Here is a 22106-nt window from a genome sequence, read left to right on the forward strand (position 1 = left end):
GTGCGGGTCGGTGGGCGGGGCGGCCCTTCCGCGCCGCCCCGCGCGGTGCTGCGGGGCGGCCGCCCGCGGTTCGTCAGGACGCATCGGGCCAGTTCTCCGCGAGGTCGCCCCAGAGGTGGGCGATGGTCTCCACGCCCTTGAGGAGGAGGCCGAGTTCGACCTTCTCGTTGGGCGCGTGCCAGCCGTCGGACGGCACGGAGATGCCCAGGAAGAGCACGGGGGCCCCGAGCACCTCCTGGAGGTCGGCGGCCGGTCCCGAGCCGCCCTCGCGGGTGTACCGGACGGGTTTGCCGAAGGCGCGGCCCATGGCCCGGACGACGGACTGGAGCGCCGGGTGGTCCAGCGGGGTCAGGCACGGGCGGGTGGCGCCGCCGAAGGTGATCTCGTGGCGGACACCGGCGGGCACCTGCTCGGCGGCCCAGGCGCGGACGGCCTTCTCGACGTGGTCGGGGTCCTGTCCGGCGACGAGGCGGAAGGAGAGCTTCACCATGGCCGTGGACGGGACGATCGTCTTGCTGCCGGGGCCCTGGTAGCCGCCGCCGATGCCGTTGACCTCCGCGGTCGGCCGGGCCCAGATGCGCTCCAGGGTGGTGTGTCCCGCCTCACCGTGTGACGCGTGCGACTTGGCGGTCCGCAGCCACTGTTCCTCGTCGAAGGGCAGCTCGGCGAAGAGCTCCCGTTCGCGGTCGGTGAGTTCGGTGACGCCCTCGTAGAAGCCCGGTACGGCCACCCGCCCGTGCTCGTCGTGCAGGGCCGCGACCAGGCGGGCGACGGCGGTGGCCGGGTTGGGCACGGCACCGCCGAAGGAGCCGGAGTGGATGTCCTGGTCGGGTCCGTGGAGCCGGATCTCGCAGTCGGCGAGGCCGCGCATGCCGGTGCAGACGGTCGGGGTGTCCTCGGACCACATGCCGGTGTCGGAGACGATCACGACGTCCGCGGCGAGCCGGTCCGCCCGCGCGCGGATCAGGTCGAGGAAGTGCGGCGAGCCGGATTCCTCCTCGCCCTCGACGAGCAGTTTGAGGTTGACGGCGGGGGCCGTGCGGCCGGTGGCGGCGAGGTGCGCGCGCACGCCGAGTGTGTGGAAGAACACCTGCCCCTTGTCGTCGGCGGCACCGCGCGCGTACATGCGGTCGCCGCGGACGACGGGTTCGAAGGGGTCGCTGTCCCAGCCGTCCTCGCGGGCGGCGGGCTGCACGTCGTGGTGTCCGTAGACGAGGACGGTGGGGGCGCCGGGGTCTCCGCTCGGCCACTCGGCGAAGACGGCCGGGGCACCCGCCGTCTCCCAGACTTCGCAGGTGGGGAAGCCTGTGGCGCCCAGTGCGGCGGCGAGCCAGCGGGCGGAGCGGCGGACGTCGGGGGTGTGCTCGGGCTGCGCCGAAACGGAGGGTATGCGCAGCCACTCCGCGAGCTCGCCGAGGAAGGCGGCGCGGTGCTGCTCGATGTACGCGCGGACGGCGCTGTCCGAGGTGGGGCTCATGCTCACGAGCCTAACCGCCCGCGTCGGCAAGCTCGTCCGGCGCATCCCCGGCGGCACCCTCCCCGCCACCCGCCGGCCGGGGCCGCAGCAGGCGCTCCAGGGCCGCGCGGTCGGGCAGGTTCCCGGGGCGTACGAGTTCGCCGGTACGGACGTACAGGAACGCGGCGTCGACGGACTCCAGGGGCACGCCCTGCTGCTCCGCCCACGCGACGCGGTAGACGGCGAGCTGGAGGGGATCGGCGGTGTGGTCGCGGTGGGTCTTCCAGTCGACGATCTCGTACGTCGTCCCCGTGCCGTCCGCACCGCCCTCGGCGCCGTCGTTCTTGTAGACGGCGTCGATGCGGCCCCGCACGACGCGGCCGGCGAGGGCGATCTGGAAGGGCGCCTCGACGCGGTGGGGGGTGCGGCGGGCGTACGGGGTGCGGTCGAAGGCGTCCTTGAGGTCCTCCAGGTCCTGCTCGTCGTCGATCTCGGCGTCGGCACCCGGCAGTTCGTCGGGTTCGAGCAGCGGCAGGCGCAGTTCCTCGAACCGGGTCTCCACCCAGGCGTGGAAGCGGGTGCCGCGGCGGGCGGCGGGCTGCGGCGGGCGCGGCATGGGCCGGGCCAACTCCGCCGCGAACGCGTCCGGGTCGGCGGCCAGGTCCACGAGCTGCGAGGCGGTGAGCGAGGCGGGCAGGGGCACGTCCGTGACGGCGGCCCTGGCGAGCAGGAGTTCACTCGTGAGGGCGTCGAGGTCGCGGTCCCAGGACGCGACGGTACGGGCCTCCTCCGGGCTGAGCCCGGCCGCCGGGAACGCGTCCGGGAGCTCGTCCCCGGGGTGCGGGCGGGGATCCTCGGGCGGCGCCGCGGCGCACGCGGTGCGCGGCGGGGCCGCCTGGTGCGGGACGGCCGGGCGCTGGAGCGCGTACGCGTCCCAGTCGGCGGGGTCGTCGGGCGCCGGGCCGGGTCCGGGCTCGTCGTCCTCGGGCGGCGGCGGCCAGTCGGGGTCCTCGGGCGCCCGGTCGTGGACGGTGACGAGGGCGGCCGTGCCGTCGGCGGCGAGGGCGTCCAGGTGCTCCAGAACCGTGCGGGCGGCGGTGCGGCGCAGCGCCATGGCCGCCTCGTCGAGGGGCAGCGGCCACGCCCGGTCGGCGTCCCGGAGGGCGAGCGCGGGGTTCTCCGCGTCCTCGGGGGGCTCGTCCGCCCACGCCTCGATCTCGCCGTGTCCGGCGGCGCAGTGGTCGTACAGGGCGCGCAGGAAGTCGGACGGGCCGCGCGGCTTCTTCTGGGTGGGTCCCCACCAGTGGCCCGAGCCGAGGAGCAGGCTGCGGGGGCGGGTGAAGGTGACGTAGCCGAGGCGGAGTTCCTCGGTGTGCTGGTGGTCCTTCATGGCCTCGTGGAAGGCCTTCATGCCGCGGGAGTCCCAGGCCCCGACGTCCGGCAGCGTCTCGGCGTCGCCGCGCAGCGCGTGCGGGACGACCTTGCCCTGCGAGGTCCACTTCTCGCGGCCCTGGCTGCTGGGAAAGGTGCCGTTGACCAGGCCGGGCACCGCGACGACGTCCCACTCCAGGCCCTTGGAGCGGTGGGCGGTGAGCACCTTGACGGTGTTCTCGCCGCCGGGCAGCGCGTTGTCGAGGCCCTTCTCGTACTGGGCGGCGGTGCGCAGGAAGCCGAGGAAGGCGAGCAGCGTCGCCTCGCCGTCGCCCGCGGCGAAGGAGGCCGCGACGTCGAGGAAGTTGGAGAGCGTCTCGCGGCGGCGCGCGGCGAGGGCGTGCGGGGACGCCGACAGTTCCACCTCCAGGCCGGTGACGGCGAGGACGCGGTGCAGGACGTCCATCAGCGGGTCGGCCAACGACCGCCGCAGGTCGCGCAGTTCGGTGGCGAGGCGGGCGAAGCGTACGCGCGCGTCCGGGGAGAACGGCAGACCGTCGTCGTCCCCGCGCCCGTCCAGCGGCGTCTCCAGGAAGGTGTCCAGGGCGTCCGCGAGGGACACCACCTCGGCCGGGTCGACGCCCTCGACGGCCGCCGCGAGCCGCCGGTCCGGGTCGTCGTCGCCCGCCACGCGCGCGGTGGAGACGAGCAGGCGGGCGCGCCGGCCGAGCAGGGCGAGGTCGCGGGGGCCGATGCGCCAGCGCGGGCCGGTGAGCAGGCGGACCAGGGAGGCGTTGGCGCCGGGGTCCTGGAGCACCTCGCAGACGGCGACGAGGTCGGCGACCTCGGGCAGGTGCAGCAGCCCGGAGAGGCCGACCACCTCGACGGGCACGTCCCGGGCGACCAGCGCGCCCTGGATCTCCGCGAAGTCGGTGGCCGTGCGGCACAGCACGGCGACCTCGCCGGGCGGCGTGCCGGTGCGGACGAGGTGGGCGATGCCGTCGGCGATCCAGTCGATCTCCTCGGCGTGGGTGGGCAGCAGGGCGCAGCGCACCAGGCCGTCGCGCTCGGCGCCGGGCGCGGCGCGCAGCGCCTCCACGCCCGCGTGCATCGCGCGCAGCGGTGCGGCGAGCCCGTTGGCGAGGGCGAGGAGGCGGCCGCCGCTGCGGCGGTTCTCGCTGAGCGACTGGCGCACGGCGGGCCGTCCGTCGGCACGGGCGAAGTGCTCGGGGAAGTCGTCGAGGTTGGCGACGGAGGCGCCGCGCCAGCCGTAGATCGCCTGGCAGGGGTCGCCGACCGCGGTCACCGGATGCCCGGTGCCGGCGCCGAACAGGCCGGCGAGCAGGATGCGCTGGGCGACCGAGGTGTCCTGGTACTCGTCGAGCAGGACCACCCGGAACTCGTCGCGGAGGATCTCGCCGACCTCGGGCCGGGTACGCGCGAGGGTCGCCGACAGGGCGATCTGGTCGCCGAAGTCGAGGAGGTCGCGTTCGCGCTTGACGGCCCGGTAACGGCCGACCAGCTCGGTGAGTTCGCGGCGGGCGGCGGCGGCCTCGGGGACCTTGCGCAGGTCGGCGTTGCCGAGCTTGACGCCCTCCAGGGTGCGCAGCAGGGCCGTGTCGTACGCGCGCAGCCGGTCGGGGCTCACGAGGTGCTCGGCGAGTTCCGCGTCGAGGGCGAGCAGGTCGGTGACCAGGTCCGGGAAGGACCGGGTGAGCGCGGGGTACGGGCCGGGGGCCTTGCCGAGGACGCGCGCGGCGAGCTGGTAGCGGGTGGCGTCGGCGAGCAGCCGGGCGGTGGGTTCGAGTCCTATCCGCAGGCCGTGGTCGGTCAGCAGGCGGCCCGCGAAGGAGTGGTACGTGGAGATGACGGGCTCGCCGGGAGGGTTGTCCGGGTCGATGGTGTCCGGGTCGGTGACACCCGCGCGTACCAGTGCCTTGCGGACGCGTTCGGCCAGTTCACCGGCCGCCTTGTTGGTGAAGGTGAGGCCGAGCACCTGTTCGGGGGCGACCCGGCCGGTGCCGACCAGCCACACCACGCGTGCCGCCATCACCGTCGTCTTGCCCGATCCGGCACCCGCCACGATCACCTGGGGCGCGGGAGGCGCCGTGACACAGGCCAGCTGTTCGGGGGTGAACGGGATACCGAGGAGCTCCTTGAGCTGTTCGGGATCAGTGATGCGGGCGGGCACCTGACAGAGGCTAGCGGCGGGGACCGACAGCGGAGGACGGATTGGCCGCCGGTACGAAGGAGGCGCAGGTCAACAGGGGTGGTGCGATACGTCACGCGGCCGGTGCGCGGTCACTCGGGCCCCACGGGTACGCGCCCGTCCCACCCATCCCGGGGCGCAGGAGCACGCGTCAGTCGACGACCTGGCGTCCCTCGGGACGGGCACTGCACGAGGCCCGGAACGCGCAGTGCGTGCAGTGCTGGCCGGCGGTCGGCGTGAACCGTTCGTCGAGCACCTTGCCCGCGGCCGTCGCCAGCAGTTCGCCCGCCCACTCGCCCTCCAGCGGCTGCTGGGCCTGCACCTTGGGCAGTGTCTCCCCGCCGTCCCGCCGGGCGGCGCCCTGCCGGAGCTGGACCAGTTCGGCGCCGCCCGGCTCCGGGCGCACCCCGTCGAAGGCCGTGTCGACGGCTCCCGCGCGCACCGCGAGCTGGTAGACGGCGAGCTGCGGGTGACGCTCCACCTCGGCGGCGGTGGGCGCCTGCTTGCCGGTCTTGAAGTCGACGACGTACGCGCGCCCCTCGCCGTCCCGCTCGACGCGGTCCATGGACCCGCGCACCCGGACCTCGTAGTCGCCGGCCTCCAGGGTCACGTCGAAGTCGTGCTCCCCGGTCACGACCGAGCGTCCGGCGCCGGCGCCCTGGGACTCGACGTGCCACTTCAGGAAGCGTTCGAGCGCGACGCGCGCGTTGTCCTTCTCCTGCGCGGACTTCCAGGGCGCGTCGAAGGCGAGGGCGTTCCACACGGAGTCCAGACGTTCCATCAGGACGGCGAGGTCGGCGGGACTGCGCCCGGAGGCGACCTCGTCGGCGAGCACGTGGACCACGTTGCCGAAGCCCTGCGCGGCGGTCGCCGGCGCGTCGGCCTTCACCTCGCGGCTCAGGAACCACTGCAACGAGCAGGTGTTGGCGAGCTGGTCGAGGGCGCTGCCGGACAGCGTCACCGGACGGTCCCGGTCGCGCAGCGGCACCTTGCTCTCGGTCGGGTCGAACATGCCCCACCAGCGGTACGGGTGCGCGGAGGGGACGAGGGGGCGGCCGTCGTCGTCGGTCAGCGCGGCGAGCCGGGCCAGCCTGCGCGCGGCGGCCTCGCGCAGACCGTCGGACACACGCGGGTCGACGGTCGTGGCGCGCAGTTCGGCGACGAGGGCGGCGACCGACAGCGGACGGCGCGGGCGGCCGGTGACGTCCCTCGGCTCGACGCCGAGTTCGGAGAGGAACCGGGAGGGCTGGTCGCCGTCCTCGGCGGGCGCCTTCACCGCGGTGACGACGAGGCGCTCACGCGCGCGCGTGGCGGCGACGTAGAAGAGGCGCCGCTCCTCGGCCAGCAGCGCGCCCGGGGTGAGGGGTTCGGCGAGTCCGTCGCGCCCGATGCGGTCGGCCTCCAGGAGCGAGCCGCGCCGCCGCAGGTCGGGCCAGAGCCCTTCCTGCACACCGGCCACGACGACGAGCCGCCACTGGAGCCCCTTCGCGCGGTGGGCGGTCATCAGGCGTACGGCGTCCGGGCGCACCGCTCGGCGGGTGAGGGTGTCGGCGGCGATGTCCTCGGCCTCGATCTGCTCCAGGAAGTTCAGGGCGCCGCGTCCCCCGGTGCGGTCCTCCGCGCGTGCGGCCGTCGCGAACAGGGCGCACACGGCGTCGAGGTCACGGTCCGCGTTGCGCCCCGCGGCACCGCCGCGCCGCGCGGAGCGCTGGAGCCGGGCGGGCCAGGGGGTGCCGTTCCACAGGTCCCACAGCGCCTCCTCGGTGGTGCCGCCGCCCGCGAGGCGCTCGCGCGCGCGGGCGAGCAGCCCGCCGAGACGCTGCGCCCCGCGCGCGTACGCGGGGTCGTGTACGGAGAGCCGTTCGGGCTCGGCGAGCGCACGCGCCAGCAGGTCGTCGGAGGGGGGCGGCAGCGCGTTGCCCCCGGCACGCTCCTCGTCGCGCAGGGCGCGGCCGAGCCGGCGCAGGTCGGCGGCGTCCATGCCGCCCAGGGGGGACACGAGCAGCGTGAGGGCGGTCTCGGTGTCGAGCCAGGAGACGACGGGCGCGGCGGGCGGGGTGGGCGCGGCGGAGGCGCCTGCCCGGGTGTCCTCGGTGCTCTCCGCCTCTTCGGCCTCCTCGGCGTCCTCGGACGCCACGAGCCCCGTGCGCGCGTACTCCGCCGGTTCCCCCGCCTCCGCCAGCGCCACCGCCTTCAGTGCCGTCAGCAGCGGTGCCACCGCCGGTTCGTGGCGCAGGGGCAGGTCGTCGCCGTCGATGTCGAGGGGGACGCCCGCGGAGGTCAGGGCGCGGCGGACCGTCGGGATGGAGCGGGCGCCGGCGCGCACCAGGACCGCCATCTCGCTCCACGGGACGCCGTCCTCCAGGTGGGCCCTGCGCAGCACGTCCGCGATGTTGTCCAGTTCCGCGCCCGACGTCGGGCAGGTGAAGACGTCGACCTGGCCGCCGTCCCGGACGGCGGTCAGGTCGCGGTGGGCCCGCACCTTGTCCGCGGGCAGGCGGGTCAGGGGCATGCGGCGGGTCAGCAGCCGGGTGGCAGCCAGCAGTTCGGCGCCGGAGCGGCGGGAGGTGCCGAGGACCTCCACGCGCGCGGGGCCGCCGTCCACGCGCGGGAAGGCGTCGGGGAAGTCCAGGATGCCGTTGACGTCGGCGCCGCGGAACGCGTAGATCGACTGGTCCGGATCGCCGAAGGCCACCAGGGTGCGCCCTCCGCCGGCGAGGGCGTCGAGCAGCCGCACCTGGGCCGGATCGGTGTCCTGGTACTCGTCGACGTACACGGCGTCGTACTGCGCGGCCAGCTTCTCGGCGGTCCCCGGACGGCCGGCGAGGAGCACCGCGCGCTGGACGAGTTCCGCGTAGTCGATCGTGCCCTGGAGGTCGAGGACGTCGAGGTACTCGGCGAGGAACGCGGCGGCGGCCCGCCAGTCGGGGCGGCCGATGCGGCGGGCGAACGCGTCCAGGGCCCCCGGCGCCAGACCGAGTTCGCGGCTGCGGGCGAGGACCGCGCGGACCTCGTCGGCGAAGCCGCGGGTGGTCAGGCACGCGCGCAGCTCGTCGGGCCAGCGCACGTGCGCGAGGCCGAGCGCCTCCAGGTCGACCTGGCCGGCGAGCAGTTCGCGGACGGTGACGTCCTGCTCGGGACCGGACAGCAGCCGCAGCGGCTCGGCGAACCGGTCGCCGTCCTGCTGGGCACGGACCAGGGCGTAGCAGAAGGAGTGGAAAGTGGTCGCGCGGGGAGCGCGCGCCTCGCCGACCCGCAGCGCCATGCGGTCGCGCAGTTCGACGGCGGCCTTGCGGCTGAACGTGAGCACCAGGAGGCGTTCGGGATCCTGGCCGCGGGCGACGCGTGCGGCCACCGACTCGACCAGGGTCGTCGTCTTGCCGGTACCGGGTCCGGCGAGGACGAGCAGCGGTCCCTCGGTGTGGTCAACCACCGCACGCTGCGCGGCGTCCAGAGGGAGGGGGGCGGTGCGGGCCGGCGGAGTACGGACCAGCCGGTAAGCACCACGGTCCCCCTGCCGCACCCGGAGGTGCGGCAGGTGCCTGCTGGAGGGGGAGCTCACGTGATTCGCCGGTCCTGGTGGGTCTGCTGGTGGTCGGGCTGCCGTTCGGCGCGGACGGGGGCCGCGGGGTGAACGGGTGGAGGGGGACGCGTGCGGGCGACGCTACGCCGACGAGCACTGCGGAAGCAGGGCTTCCCCTTGTTCGCTCACGACGCGAGGGCCGCTCACGGCCCGTGCGTCACGTGTGCCCCTCTTCCCTCGAACGTACGGCATGTCCCGGGGGTGCCCCCACTCCCTCGTACGGGGGACGGGTACCGCCCGGTGCGGCACGGCGGGGCGGGCCGTCAGGCGTGACCTTCCCCTCGTTCGACGCCGTCCCAGCGGGCCCGCCCCATGTCCAGGCGCGGCAGGTGTCCCTGGGCGGCGCGGGCCGCCTCGCGCAGCGGGGTCTCCTCGGTGCGGTAGTGGCCGAGGGCGTCGAGTTCGTGGCCCGGCAGGAGGGTGCCGTCCGCGCGCACCACACGCCACCAGGGGACGGCGCTGCCGTAGAGGGCCAGCACGCGGCCGACCTGGCGCGGGCCGCCCTCCTCCAGCCACTCGGCCACGTCGCCGTACGTCATGACGCGGCCCGGCGGGATCCGCTCGGCGACGTCGAGAACCCGCTCGGCGTACTCCGGCAGGGCGTCGGCGTACTCCGGGCGGGCGTCGTACGGCAGGCTCTCTTCGCTCATCGGCCCCATCCTGCCGTACCCCACCGACAATGTGACGGGCCCGCAACCCTGCGTACGCCTCGCCCCGGAGCGGCCCTTCGGGCAGACTGTCCGCCCCCGCATTTGCACCCTGATGCCCCCGTGTGTCGGAACGGCATGCCACCATCGTGCGGGCGGTGACCGGTGATACGAGATCAAGAAGAGACGATGAAGAAGCAGGGTGTGCACCCCGATGACGCGGAGGGCACCTCTGGGGGCTCCACGCGTCCCGACACGGACGGCCCGGAAGGCGGGGCCGCGCCGTCCGACGCCCCGGCCTCCGGGGACCGCAGGGCCGCTCCCGGGCTGTCCGGGCTCTTCCGCCGGAGGTCCGAGCCCGAACCCGAGCCCGCGGACGAGGCCCACATCGACGAGGTCGAGGGCGACGAACCGCTGCTGCCCGCACGCGTGCACCGGCCCTCCGACCTCATGCGGCTGCTCGTCGGAGTGCTCGCCGTGGCCGTCCTGCTGGCGATCGCCGCGTTCGCGCACGGCACCACCTCGGGCCTCGAACAGGACATCAACAAGGGCACGGGACAGGCGCCCGACCTCCTGATCAAGATCGCCGGCCTCGCGTCCAGCATCGCGATCCTCCTGGTGCCGGTCGCCTTCGCCATCGAGCGCCTGGTCAAACGCGACGGGCTGCGCATCGCCGACGGCGTGCTCGCGGCGGTCCTCGCGCACGGGGTGACCCTCGCCACCGACCTGTGGGTCGCCAGGGGGGCACCGCACTCGATCCAGGAGGCCCTCACCCAGCCCTCCCCCGGCGACATCCACGCGCTCACCGACCCGGTGCACGGGTACCTCGCCCCGGTCATCGCGTACATGACCGCCGTCGGCATGTCCCGCAGACCGCGCTGGCGTTCGGTGCTGTGGATCGTGCTGCTGCTCGACGCCTTCTCGATGCTGGTCACCGGCTACACGACACCGTTCTCGATCATCCTGACGGTGCTGATCGGCTGGACCGTCGCCTACGGCACCCTCTACGCGGTCGGCTCGCCGAACGTGCGGCCCACCGGGCGGACGCTCATGACGGGGCTGCGCACCGTGGGCTTCCACCCCGTCAGCGCCTCGCGCGAGGAGGTGCCGGACTCCTCGGAGACGGGCGACCGGGGCCGGCGGTACTTCGTCACCCTGGAGGACGGCCCACCCCTGGACGTCACCGTCGTCGACCGCGAACAGCAGGCCCAGGGGTTCTTCTACCGGGCCTGGCGCAACCTCACGCTGCGCTTCTCCACCCGCAGCAGTCTCCAGTCGCTGCGCCAGGCGCTGGAGCAGGAGGCGCTGCTCGCGTACGCCGCCATCGCGGCCGGCGCCAACGCCCCCAAGCTCATCGCGACCTCCGAGCTCGGCCCGGACGCCGTGATGCTGGTCTACGAGCACACCGGCGGACGCACCCTCGACTCGCTCGCGGACGAGGAGATCACCGACCAGCTGCTGCGCGACACCTGGCACCAGGTGCGCTCGCTCCAGTCGCGGCGCATCGCGCATCGCAGGCTGGCGGGCGACGCCCTTCTGGTGGATCGTTCCGGCAAGGTGATCCTCACGGACCTGCGCGGCGGCGAGATCGCGGCGGGCGACCTGCTGCTGCGCATGGACGTCGCGCAGCTCGTGACGACCCTCGGCCTGCGCGTCGGCGCCGAGCGCTCGGTGGCCTCCGCCGTCGGCGTCCTCGGCCCGGACGCCGTCGCCAACTGCCTGCCGATGCTCCAGCCGATCGCGCTGACGCGCTCCACGCGCGCGACGCTGCGCAGGCTCGCGCGCGCACGGGCGCAGCGGGAGCGCGAGGCGGTGCTGGAGGCGTCCCGGCAGGACAGGGCCGCCAAGGCCGAGCACGCGCACCCGCACGAGCCGCAGCCGGACAAGAAGGCCGTACGGGCCGAACAGCGGGCCGAGAAGCGGGCCCTCGACGACGCGCTGGAGGAGGCGCGCGAGGAGGACCTGCTCACCCAGATCCGGCACCAGGTGCTGCTGATCCGTCCGCAGGCGCCGGTCGAGCCGGCCCGTCTGGAGCGCGTGCGTCCGCGCACGCTGATCAGTTTCATCGCGGGTGCCATCGGCGCGTACTTCCTGCTCACCCAGCTCACGCACATCGAGTTCGGCCCGCTGGTCGCCAACGCGCAGTGGGGCTGGGTCGCGGCGGCGGTGGCGTTCTCGGCGCTGAGCTACGTCGCGGCCGCGATGGCGCTGCTCGGGTTCGTGCCCGAGCGGGTGCCGTTCCCGCGCGCGGTGGGCGCGCAGGTCGCCGGGTCGTTCGTGAAGATCGTGGCGCCCGCCGCGGTCGGCGGTGTCGCCCTCAACACGCGCTTCCTGCAACGGGCGGGTGTCCGGCCGGGACTCGCGGTGGCCAGTGTCGGCGCGTCGCAGCTGTTCGGGCTCGGCTGCCACATCCTGATGCTGCTGTCGTTCGGATATCTGACGGGCATCGAGAAGACACCGTCCCTGTCACCGTCCCGGACGGTGATCGCGGGCCTGCTGACGGTCGCCGTGCTGGTGCTCGTGGTGACCTCGGTGCCGTTCCTGCGCAAGTTCGTCCTCACGCGCGTACGGTCGCTGTTCGCCGGCGTGGTGCCGCGCATGCTCGACGTGCTCCAGCGCCCGCAGAAGCTCGTCACCGGCATCGGCGGAATGCTGCTGCTGACCGCGTGCTTCGTGATGTGCCTGGACGCCTCCATCCGCGCGTTCGGCGACCAGACCACGTCGCTGAGCATCGCCAGCGTCGCCGTCGTCTTCCTCGCCGGCAACGCGCTGGGCTCGGCCGCGCCGACCCCCGGCGGCGTCGGAGCGGTCGAGGCGACGCTCACCGTCGGTCTCATCGCGGTGGGGCTGCCGAAGGAGGTCGCGGCGCCGTCGGTGCTGCTGTTCCGGCTGCTCACCCTGTGGCTGCCGGTGCTGCCCGGGTGGCTCGCCTTCAACCACCTCTCCCGCAAGGGCTCCCTGTAGGCACGCGCCCCGCCCGGCGCCGCCGCGCGGTACGGGTGCCCGCGGGCGCCCGTACCTCGTACGGACCGCGACCCGCGCGGGCCGCCGCACGCGGCCCCAGGATGGGATCATGCCGAACCCCTCCCTCCTGCGCGCCGCTGCCCTGACCACCACCGCCGTCCTGCTGACCGGCGCACTCGCCGGCTGCGGGGACGACACCGGGAGCACCGACCCGGCGGCGCAGAAACTGAGCTGGAAGGACTGCCCCGCCCCGTCCGCGTCGGAGGGCGGCGGCACCTCCCCCTCGCCGCTGCCGAACGGCGGCACCTGGCAGTGCGCCACCATGAGGGCGCCGCGGGACTGGGACGACCCGAAGGGCGACACCATCGGCATCGCGCTGATCCGGGCACGCGCGAGCGGCAGCGCCGACCGGCGCATCGGCTCGCTCGTGTTCAACTTCGGCGGCCCCGGCGGTTCCGGCGTCACGACGCTGCCCGCCTTCGGTTCCGACTACGCAAAACTGCGCACCCGTTACGACCTGGTGAGCTTCGACCCGCGCGGAGTGGGCCGCAGCGCGGGCGTGGTCTGCGAGAACGACGCCCAGCTCGACGCGTACTTCCAGCAGGACGCGACGCCCGACACCGACGCCGAGCGGGCGACCCTGCTCAAGAACACCCGCGGCTTCAACGCGGCGTGCGAGAAGAACTCCGGGGTGATGCTGCCGCACGTGGCCACCACCGACGCGGCCCGGGACATGGACCTGATGCGCCAGGTCCTCGGCGACGACAAGCTCTCCTACTTCGGCATCTCGTACGGCACCGAACTCGGCGGCGTGTACGCCCACTTGTTCCCCAAGAGGGTGGGCCGCGCGGTCTTCGACGCGGTCGTCGACCCGACGCAGAACTCGGAACAGGCGACCCTCGGACAGGCCGAGGGCTTCCAGCTCGCCCTCGACAACTACGCCGAGGACTGCACCTCCCAGGTCGAGGACTGCCCGGTCGGCGACACCGCCGCCGACGTCAAGAACCGCATCGCGAAACTGCTCAAGAGCCTCGACGGCAAGCCGCTGCCGGGCATCGCGCCCCGCGTGCTCACCCAGACCGCGGCCACCAACGGGATCGCGCAGGCCCTGTACTCCAAGGACTTCTGGGAGTACCTGACGGAAGGTCTGGAGCAGGCCTACGAGGGGGACGGCAAGATCCTGATGCTGCTGTCGGACTCGATGAACGGACGCGGCGAGAACGGCGAGTACAGCAACATCACCGCGGCGAACGTGTCCATCAACTGCGCCGACGACAAGCCCCGTTACACGGCGGACGACGTGGAGGCGAAGCTGCCCGCCTTCCGGAAGGCCTCGCCGCTGTTCGGCGACTACCTGGCCTGGTCCATGGTCAGTTGCACCGACTGGGCGGTGCCCGGAGCCGCCGAGCACCCCGACGTCAGCGCGGCGGGCGCGGCCCCGATCCTGGTCGTGGGCAACACCGGCGATCCGGCGACGCCCTACGAGGGCGCGGGCAAGATGGTGCAGGCGCTCGGCAAGGGCGTCGGGGTGGAGCTGACCTACAAGGGCCAGGGGCACGGCGCCTACGACAGCAAGAACGCCTGCGTCCAGAGCGCGGTGAACGGCTACCTGCTGAACGGCAAGGTCCCGGCCGCCGGCACGGTCTGCTCCTGACTCTCCCCGAAACCGGTAAAAGAGCAGGTCAGAACGTTATCCACAGGGAGGTACGCGGCGGCCTTGATCCGCCTACGATGGCGGGACCGCGCTTCGCCGATTCCGTACGAGGCGCTGACGAGTGGGGGGATCATGTCGCGTTTCGTGCGCTGGCCGGCGGCGGTCGCCGCGATGCTGCTGCTGGCCGGCTGCGGGGGCGGATCGTCGGGCGGCGGGGACGGGGACGACACCGCGGCGCCGAGCACACCGGCCGCGTCGGGCACGTCCTCGGACCTGCCCGCCTCGCTCACCGGGCAGCAGCTGCACTGGGGGCACTGCAAGGGGACCTCCGACTCCCCCGCGCCCGACCGCAGTTGGCAGTGCGCGACGCTGAAGGCGCCGCTGGACTGGAGCAAACCCGCGGGCAGGACGATCGACCTCGCCCTGATCCGGTCCAAGGCCGAGGGGAACGACCGCATCGGCTCGCTCCTGTTCAACTTCGGCGGCCCCGGGGGCTCCGGCGTCTCCACGATGCCGGCCTACGCCCCCACGGTCGCCGCCCTGCACAAGCGGTACGACCTGGTGAGCTGGGACCCGCGCGGGGTGGGCCGGAGCGAGGGGGTGCGCTGTCGCAGTGACAAGGCCATCCAGGCGGCCGAGTCGGTGGACGCGACGCCGGACACACCGGCCGAGGAGAAGGCCTACCTCGCGGACGCGGCCGACTTCGGCAAGGGCTGTCAGAAGGCCGCCGGTTCGCTCATGGCGCACGTCTCCACGACCGACTCCGCGCGCGACATGGACCTCGTGCGGCTGGTCCTCGGCGACACGAAGATGCACTACTTCGGCATCTCCTACGGCACGGAACTCGGCGGCGTGTACGCGCACCTGTTCCCGAAGAACGTCGGGCGGATGATCCTCGACGCGGTCGTCGACCCGTCCGCCGACTCGGTGGGCCAGTCCCTGAACCAGACCCGCGGCTTCCAGCGCGCGCTGGACGACTACCTCAAGTCGACCGGGCAGGACCCCGACCAGGGTTCGCGGAAGATCGCCGCGCTCCTGGAGCGGCTGGACGCGAAGCCGCTGGCGACCTCGTCCGGCCGGAAGCTGACGCAGACGCTCGCCGTCACCGGCATCGTCCTGCCGCTGTACAGCCAGGCGAGCTGGCCGAGCCTGACCAGCGCGCTGGACAAGGCGGAGAGCGGGGACGGCTCCGGGCTGCTCACCCTCGCCGACGGCTACAACGAGCGTGACGCGTCGGGGCACTACGCCACGACCACCCACTCCCAACGGCTCATATCGTGCCTGGACGACAAGGAGCGGCCGACGCCCGCGCAGGCGGAGAAGCTGCTGCCGGAGTTCGAGAAGGTATCCCCCGTGTTCGGCGACTTCATGGGCTGGGACACGGCCGGCTGGTGCCACGACTGGCCGGTGGCCGGGGAGTACGACACCCCCGAGGTGAGCGCGCCCGGCGCGGCTCCGGTGCTGGTGGTCGGCAACACCGGGGACCCGGCGACACCCTACGAGGGGGCGGCGAAGATGGCCGCCGAGCTGGGCAGGGGCGTGGGGGTGGAGCTCACCTGGAAGGGCGAGGGCCACGGCTCGTACGGGAGCGGCAGCGACTGCGTCGACTCCACCGTCGACGCCTACCTGCTGGACGGCACGGTGCCGAAGGACGGCAAGGTCTGCTCATGACGGCGGCGGGGGTCCGTGACACCCGTGGTGTCACGGACCCCCGCCGGCCCGAAGGCGAAGCGGACGGTCTGTCAGTAGACCGGCTTGTCGGGCTCGATCTGGTTGACCCAGCCGATCACGCCGCCGCCCACGTGCACGGCGTCGGCGAAGCCGGCCGACTTCAGGACCGCGAGGACCTCGGCACTGCGGACACCCGTCTTGCAGTGCAGGACGATCCGCTTGTCCTGCGGCAGCGAGCCGAGGGCGGTGCCCATGAGGAACTCGTTCTTCGGGATCAGCTTGGCGCCCGGGATCGAGACGATCTCGTACTCGTTCGGCTCGCGGACGTCGATGATCTCGATGTTCTCGTCGTCGTCGATCCACTCCTTGAGCTGCTTGGGAGTGATCGTCGAGCCGGCGGCCGCCTCCTGCGCCTCCTCGGACACGACGCCGCAGAAGGCCTCGTAGTCGATGAGTTCGGTGACGGTCGCGTTCGGGCCGCAGACCGCGCAGTCGGGGTCCTTGCGGACCTTGACCTGGCGGTACTGCATCTCCAGCGCGTCGTAGATCATCAGACGCCCGACGAGGGGCTCGCCGACGCCGGTCAGGACCTTGATCGCCTCGGTGACCTGGATCGAGCCGATGGACGCGCAGAGCACGCCCAGGACGCCGCCCTCGGCGCACGAGGGGACCATGCCGGGGGGCGGGGGCTCCGGGTAGAGGCAGCGGTAGCAGGGGCCGTGCTCGGACCAGAAGACCGAGGCCTGGCCGTCGAAGCGGTAGATCGAGCCCCACACGTACGGCTTGTTCAGCAGCACGCAGGCGTCGTTCACCAGGTAGCGGGTCGCGAAGTTGTCCGTGCCGTCGACGATCAGGTCGTACTGGCTGAAGATGTCCATCACGTTGTCGGCCTCGAGCCGCTCCTCGTGAAGGATCACGTTCACGTACGGGTTGATGCCCTGCACGCTGTCGCGCGCGGACTCCGCCTTGGACCGGCCGATGTCGGCCTGGCTGTGAATGATCTGGCGTTGCAGGTTCGACTCGTCGACCTCGTCGAACTCCACGATGCCGAGCGTGCCGACGCCCGCCGCGGCCAGGTACATCAGCGCCGGCGAGCCCAGGCCGCCGGCGCCCACACAGAGCACCTTGGCGTTCTTCAGCCGCTTCTGCCCGTCCATGCCCACGTCGGGGATGATCAGGTGGCGGGAGTACCTGCGGACCTCGTCTACGGTGAGCTCGGCAGCCGGCTCGACCAGGGGTGGCAGCGACACGGGGACTCCGTTGGTCGGTCAATCACTACAGTTGTTCTGCCTGTAACACTGCCACGCCCTTCTTCATTCCGAGACACCCGTTCCGATCCGCGAGACGAGGTCGTCCCAGTGGCCGGGCAGGGCCGCCCGAGGACCGCCGTCGGCGTCGTACCGGCCGTCGCCGCGGGCGGACACGCCGCCGGTCACGGGATGCCCGCGCCGGTCCGTGAACCAGAGCGTCGACGCCCCCTGCCAGCGCGCGATGCGCAGCCCCTCGTCGAGATGGCCGCGCGGCATGCCGTGCACCCAGTGGCAGAACCGCTCGGGCGGGTAGTCGGCGGTCCACTCGGCGGCCTGGGACCACCGGTAGTCCGCCCACGACCCGTCGAAGGTGACCATCTGGTCGCAGTTCTCCGCGTAGCCGGGGCACGGGTGGGTGCCGTGCCCGAGGACGATGTGGGCGTCGTCCCGCAGCGCGCGCAGCGTGGTGACGACGCGGCGGATCCCGGGCAGGCCGTCGCGCCCGGCCGGGCAGCGGTCGAGGAGGAAGCCGTCGACCCCGTACCGGTCGAGCTGCCGGTGGGCCCGGAGGACGAGGTCGCCGTCCGCACCGCGCGCCGCGTCCAGGCGTCCGAGGACACGGACGCCGGCCGCGCGCAGACTCCCGGCCGCGCCGGGGCCGGGATCGTCCGGAGTCGCTCCGGGGCCGTCGGCGAGGTCGAGCGCCACCCAGTGCACCGGGGCACCCGGCCGGGTGAGCGCGGCCCACTCGCCGGGTGCGTGGAAGGGGGCCCCGCACCCCGGGACGCCGAGTCCGACTGCCTTGTCCGCCAGGGGAGTTGGCGTGTGGACAGGGCTCGCCGGGGAGGCCGTCACCGGGGTGCGGGTCAGATGCGGCACGCCGCCTCCATCCAGATGTCGGCGAGCGACTCCTCCAGATTGATGCGCGGCCGCCAGCCGAGCCGGTCGCGCGCGGTCCGTACGTCGGCCTGCTGCCAGCTTCCGCAGCCGTCCGGGTACGGGTAGGCGACGGGCAGGTTGTGGTGGTCGGGCTCGCCGGAACGGGGGTGGCCGATGGTGGCGCGCAGGGGGCCGCCGGGGCCGGGCGGTCCGTCGAGTTCGTGCAGGGAGCCGGTGTAACCCGCGACGCGGGCGAGGACCCCGGCGGCGTCGCGGAGCCGGACGGCCCGGCCCGAGCCGATGTTGATGACGCCCTGCGCGGCAGAGAGGGAGGCGGCGTGCACGGCACGGGCGACGTCGCGGACGTCCACGAAGTCCCGTTGGACGCCCAGTCCGCCGAGCTTGAGGTCGCCGTCCCCGGACTGCATGGCGCGGCGCATGCCTTCGGCGAGGCGGCCCAGCGGCGACCCGGCGGGGGTGCCGGGCCCGGCGGGCGAGAAGACGCGAAGGACGACGGCGTCGAGGCCGGAGCCGAGGACGAGTTCCGTGGCGGCGAGCTTGCTGACGCCGTACGGGCCGCCGGGGCGCGGGACCGCGTCCTCCGCTGTGGAGGAGCCGGGCTGGCTGGGTCCGTACTCGGCACTGCACCCGATCTGCACGAGCCGGGCCCCGCAGCCGCTGCGGCGCAGGGCCTCGCAGACGGTGGCGACGGCGACGGTGTTGTGCCGGGTGAGTTCCCGGGCACCGCCCCGGGTGGCGCCCGCGCAGTTGATGACGACGCCGGGATGGACGGCGTCGAGGAAGCGGGTGAGTGCGCCGGGGCTGCCGGACGCGAGGTCGAAGCGGACGTCCGCGTCGTCGCCGCGGCCGAGGGCCGTGAGCTGGACGGCGGGGTCGGCGAGCAGGCGGTCGGCGACGAAGCGGCCGAGGTAGCCGTTGGCTCCGATCAGCAGAACCCTCATCGGGCGGCTCCCGGGACCGAGTCTCCGGGTCGGGAGGTGATCATCTGAGGTGCTCCTTCGGGGGTGATGGAGAGGGGGTGGAAGAGACGGACGGAAAGGGACGGACGGCAAGGCACGGCACCGCCCGCCCCGGGCACTCGGCACCGGCGGCACAGGCGGAACCACCGGCACCGGCACCCCCGTCGGCACCGGCGAGACCGGTACCGGTACCGGCATCCGCGCCTTCGGCGTGCGCGTCGGCGAGCCTCATCGCCCCGCGGGCGTTCGCGCGTGGGACGAGGCCCTGGTGAGGGTGCGGTCCGCGTGGGTCAGGAGGACCAGGGCCGCCGCACCGCAGGTCAGGGCCGGTACGCCGCCGGGGCCCCAGGCATCGACGACGGACCGCACCGGGACGGCGAGGAAGGCGCAGCCCGGGAGGCGGCCGGCGAAGACCGTCGAGAGCGCGACGAGTTGGACCGCGCCGGTGGCGGTGAGGACGGCGGTCGGGGTGTGCGGGGCGCCGTGCACGGTGAGCAGGCGGGCCAGCAGGAGAAGGGACCCGAGGGCGATGCCCTGGGCGTAGTAGGCGGGGGTGCCGAGCACCGCCCCGCTCGCGGCGAGCAGGAGGACGAGGGAGCACAGGAACAGGGCCAACGTGCCGAACAGCAACGGGCGCACGGAGGCGGTGAAGTCCCGCAGACCGTGGCTGGCGGTCAGCCTGCGGCGGGCGTGGACGGCGAAGAGGTGGGCGCACCAGGCCGCCGGGACGAAGGCGAACGCGAGGGCGAGCACCGGTGCGGGGGTGAGCGTCCAGGGAGTGCCCGGGGTCCCGTCGGGCAGCCCGTCGGGACCGCCGCGCACGGCGGCGGACAGCAGCCCGTCGCCGAGCAGCGCGTAGCCGACGAGCCAGCAGGTCCAGGTGGTCGTCCCGGGCGGGGTGGCCGGGGCGCCGAGGGGGCCGCGCCGCAGGGCGGCCCGCACCCCGAGGGCGACCGCGAGGATGCCGGCGGCGGTCGCCATCAGGCAGGGGCGGCCGTGGGTGAGGCGCAGACCGGTGACGGCCGCCGCGCACAACAGGCCCGGCAGCAGCGTGCGGACGGTCCAGCCGAGCCGGGCGGGCGCGGGGGTGTCGGGGCGGGTGGCTGGGGCGGGGGACTCGGGGCGGGTGACGCGGGCGTACATCTCCTCGGCGAGGGAGAAGACGTCGCGGTGCCGGAAGCGGGCGGCCGTGCGGTCGGTGACGCCGTGGGCCTCCAGTCCCGCCGCGATCTCCAGGGGGTCGACGGCCTTCTCGCACAGTTCCCGGTGACGGTGCATCAGCGCCTTGACGGGGTCGGCTCCGCCGCGTCCCGCCAACGGGTCGGCGAGTGCCGTGCGGGCCGCGGCGGCCGGGCCGCGCCGTGCCCCGTCGAGGCCGTCGGCGCCCCGGGCGGTGCCGTCCCCGGCCTCACCGGACGGGAACGGCACGGACGACGAAGGCCGGTCGGGTCCACCGCGGCCGCTCATCGGGCCACCTCCGGTGTCATGGCGCCGCGGGCGGCGAGGGACGCGCGGGGGCCCGGCCAGCCGCCGGGCACCCGGGCCTCCGCCGGTACGGCGAACGGGTGCGGCCCGTCGGCGTCGTCGACGAGGGGCGGGCGCCGGGGGCTGTGCGAGACGACGTCGAGGTAAATGCCGTGAAATGCCGTGAGGTTCTGCTCGATGGTGAACAGTTCGAGGGCGCGGGCGCGCGCGGCGGCGCCGAGGCGGGCCCGGCGTTCCGGGTCGCGCAGGAGGTCGACGCACGCCTCGGCGAGGGCGCGGGGGTTGCGGGCCGGCACCACGAGGCCGGTGCCGCCGACGACCTCGACGACGGCGCCGACGTCGGTGGACACCGTGGCACGGGCGCAGAGCATGGCCTCGACGAGGCCCGCGGGGAACCCCTCCACGACGCTGGAGAGGACGACGACCGCGCCGAGCGCGTAGGCGTCGGGCCGGGTCGGCGCCTCCCATCCGCCGATCTCGTCGAAGACGACGGGGCTGCCGGCGCGGACGAGGTCGAGAGGACGCGAAGGACGCGAGGGACCCGAGGGAGACGAGGGACCCGAGGGAGACGAGGCACGCAAGGGCGACGATGGACGCGACGGGCCGGCGGACGGGTCCGCGGGACGGACGGACGCGCCGCGCCCGTTCCGGCCGGCGGGAAAGAGCTGGGCGGCCAGCACCTTGCAGTGCTCCAGGTACGCGGCGCCCTCGGGGCCCGCGGGCGTGCCGACGATGCGCAGACGCGCGTCGGGCACCGCCCGGCGGACCTCGACGAAGGCGTGCAGGAGGGAGACGAGGTCCTTGGCGGGTTCGACCGGCCCGACCCAGACGAGGGTGTCCGGGTCGGCCGCCGCGCCGGACGCCTCGCCGACCCCGGTGAACGGGGCCGCGTCGATGCCGGGGTGGACGGTGCGCAGCTTCGCGCGGTCGGCGCCGCAGCGTTCCTGCCAGCGACGGGCGTGGGTGTTGCCCGGCGTGATGACGGCGGCGCGCCGGTAGACCTCGGTGGCGAGGCGGCTGTGGAAGGCGGCGACCAGGGACCGCACGGCGGGCGGCGCGTCGGTGGCGGTGGAGGCCAGGTAGTGGCTGCGCAGCCGGACGCCGTACTCGGTGACCAGCAGCGGTACGCCGAAGAAGTGATGGGTCAGCAGTCCGGGCAGGGCCGCGACACCGCCGGCCGTCGCGTGGCAGAGATCGGCCGCGCCGAGACCGTCGTCCTCGTACCAGTCGAGGGAGAGGGGGCGCAGGACGCGTTCCAGGTGGGCCGCGACGGTGAGGAGGTCGGACACGCGTGCCGTGCGCACCGCCTGGCGGGCGCCGGGGGCGCGGCAGGCGCGTTCGAGGATGCGCACGGCGGACTCGGAGCGCAGGGCGGCGACCAGTCCGCCCTCGTCGCGGGCGAGTTCGGCGAGGCCGTAGAGCCCACCGGCGAAACGGTCCGCCAGTTCCGCGGCGCCCTCCGCCGAGTAGACCCGTCCGCCCGTGCGACCACGGTTCCGGCCGGCCCCCGCGGCGTCGGCACCGGTGGTGTTCGCGTTGCCCGGGGCGTCCGGCGCGAACCCGAGTACCGGCCCCGCCGCGCACAGCGCGGTCGCGAGGTCGCCGTAGTGGGTCGCGAAGCGTCGGCGGGCGCGCCGGCCGTGGACGATCCCGTCGGGCTCGGCGTGCCACAGCGGCGCGGTGCGTACGTGCCCGGTGCCCGACGGCAGGTCGACCCAGCCCGCGTCCTCCTGCCGCTCGGTGCGGCTGAGGGCGTAGATGTCGAACTCGTGCTGCGCGAGCCCGCGCACGAGCCGGTCGCACCAGAGTCCGGCATCACCGCTCACGTACGGATAGCCACCCTCCGTAAGCAGTCCTATGCGCACGAGTGCACCCCCGATCTCCCTTGTGGGGAGCCGCCGTTGGCCCGGCGGCTCGCAGCGGGACGAACGTATGCGGACACAGTGGTGGCGCGACG

General features: G+C 74.2%; 12 protein-coding genes. 3 read left to right on the forward strand and 9 right to left on the reverse strand.

Annotated features, from left to right (window positions below; translation table 11 throughout):
* Positions 1–73: 73 nt before the first annotated feature.
* From ACFZA0_RS29935 to ACFZA0_RS29950, 4 genes are all read right to left on the reverse strand, one after another.
* A complete protein-coding gene (locus tag ACFZA0_RS29935; protein WP_391022692.1) occupies positions 74–1477 on the reverse strand; it encodes a dipeptidase in 1404 nt (467 codons plus the stop codon).
* 10 nt (positions 1478–1487) lie between these two features.
* On the reverse strand, positions 1488–5018 hold the full coding sequence (locus ACFZA0_RS29940) for a UvrD-helicase domain-containing protein (RefSeq protein WP_391022694.1): 3531 nt from the start codon (positions 5016–5018) through the stop codon (positions 1488–1490).
* Positions 5019–5187: 169 nt separating this feature from the next.
* Complete coding sequence (locus ACFZA0_RS29945) at positions 5188–8598, reverse strand: UvrD-helicase domain-containing protein (protein ID WP_391022696.1); 3411 nt, start codon at positions 8596–8598, stop codon at positions 5188–5190.
* Positions 8599–8882: 284 nt separating this feature from the next.
* A complete protein-coding gene (locus ACFZA0_RS29950; protein WP_391022697.1) occupies positions 8883–9269 on the reverse strand; it encodes an MGMT family protein in 387 nt (128 codons plus the stop codon).
* Positions 9270–9455: 186 nt separating this feature from the next.
* On the opposite strand from ACFZA0_RS29950, the gene ACFZA0_RS29955 reads away from it, so the two are divergent.
* The 3 genes from ACFZA0_RS29955 to ACFZA0_RS29965 all read left to right on the forward strand — a co-directional run bounded on the left by ACFZA0_RS29955 (position 9456) and on the right by ACFZA0_RS29965 (position 15555).
* A complete protein-coding gene (locus tag ACFZA0_RS29955; RefSeq protein ID WP_391022699.1) occupies positions 9456–12230 on the forward strand; it encodes a lysylphosphatidylglycerol synthase domain-containing protein in 2775 nt (924 codons plus the stop codon).
* A gap of 109 nt (positions 12231–12339) precedes the next feature.
* Positions 12340–13884 carry an alpha/beta fold hydrolase gene (locus tag ACFZA0_RS29960; protein WP_391022701.1) on the forward strand — a complete coding sequence of 515 codons (1545 nt, stop codon included), beginning with the start codon at positions 12340–12342 and terminating at the stop codon, positions 13882–13884.
* A gap of 132 nt (positions 13885–14016) precedes the next feature.
* Positions 14017–15555: an alpha/beta fold hydrolase gene (locus ACFZA0_RS29965; RefSeq protein WP_391022703.1), complete on the forward strand. Its 1539-nt coding sequence runs from the start codon at positions 14017–14019 to the stop codon at positions 15553–15555.
* Between the two features lie 71 nt (positions 15556–15626).
* Here ACFZA0_RS29965 and moeZ read toward each other — a convergent pair whose 3' ends face one another.
* The 5 genes from moeZ to ACFZA0_RS29990 all read right to left on the reverse strand — a co-directional run bounded on the left by moeZ (position 15627) and on the right by ACFZA0_RS29990 (position 22014).
* Positions 15627–16805 (reverse strand): adenylyltransferase/sulfurtransferase MoeZ, encoded by a 1179-nt coding sequence (moeZ, locus tag ACFZA0_RS29970; protein ID WP_391022705.1) that lies wholly within the window; start codon positions 16803–16805, stop codon positions 15627–15629.
* 63 nt (positions 16806–16868) lie between these two features.
* The gene (locus ACFZA0_RS29975; protein ID WP_391022706.1) at positions 16869–17684 is read right to left on the reverse strand and encodes a phage tail protein; all 816 of its coding nucleotides are present in this window, start codon (positions 17682–17684) and stop codon (positions 16869–16871) included.
* A complete protein-coding gene (locus ACFZA0_RS29980) occupies positions 17672–18646 on the reverse strand; it encodes an NAD-dependent epimerase/dehydratase family protein (RefSeq protein ID WP_391022709.1) in 975 nt (324 codons plus the stop codon). The genes ACFZA0_RS29975 and ACFZA0_RS29980 overlap by 13 nt, the downstream gene beginning before the upstream one ends.
* Positions 18647–18892: 246 nt before the next feature.
* Positions 18893–20131: a hypothetical protein gene (locus ACFZA0_RS29985; protein ID WP_391022710.1), complete on the reverse strand. Its 1239-nt coding sequence runs from the start codon at positions 20129–20131 to the stop codon at positions 18893–18895.
* The gene (locus tag ACFZA0_RS29990; protein WP_391022711.1) at positions 20128–22014 is read right to left on the reverse strand and encodes a DUF3492 domain-containing protein; all 1887 of its coding nucleotides are present in this window, start codon (positions 22012–22014) and stop codon (positions 20128–20130) included. Before ACFZA0_RS29990 ends, ACFZA0_RS29985 begins: the two co-directional genes overlap by 4 nt.
* Positions 22015–22106 lie beyond the last annotated feature (92 nt).

The sequence above is a fragment of the Streptomyces sp. NPDC008150 genome (assembly GCF_042956945.1).
In the GTDB taxonomy this organism is placed as follows: domain Bacteria; phylum Actinomycetota; class Actinomycetes; order Streptomycetales; family Streptomycetaceae; genus Streptomyces.

What these genes read in the sequence shown, in the direction of transcription:
- ACFZA0_RS29935 (WP_391022692.1), bottom strand. Translation starts at nt 1,477, where the DNA reads ATGAGCCCCACCTCGGACAGCGCCGTCCGCGCGTACATCGAGCAGCAC.
- ACFZA0_RS29950 (WP_391022697.1), bottom strand. Translation starts at nt 9,269, where the DNA reads ATGAGCGAAGAGAGCCTGCCGTACGACGCCCGCCCGGAGTACGCCGAC.
- ACFZA0_RS29955 (WP_391022699.1), top strand. Translation starts at nt 9,456, where the DNA reads ATGAAGAAGCAGGGTGTGCACCCCGATGACGCGGAGGGCACCTCTGGG.
- ACFZA0_RS29960 (WP_391022701.1), top strand. Translation starts at nt 12,340, where the DNA reads ATGCCGAACCCCTCCCTCCTGCGCGCCGCTGCCCTGACCACCACCGCC.
- ACFZA0_RS29965 (WP_391022703.1), top strand. Translation starts at nt 14,017, where the DNA reads ATGTCGCGTTTCGTGCGCTGGCCGGCGGCGGTCGCCGCGATGCTGCTG.
- ACFZA0_RS29980 (WP_391022709.1), bottom strand. Translation starts at nt 18,646, where the DNA reads ATGAGGGTTCTGCTGATCGGAGCCAACGGCTACCTCGGCCGCTTCGTC.
- ACFZA0_RS29985 (WP_391022710.1), bottom strand. Translation starts at nt 20,131, where the DNA reads ATGAGCGGCCGCGGTGGACCCGACCGGCCTTCGTCGTCCGTGCCGTTC.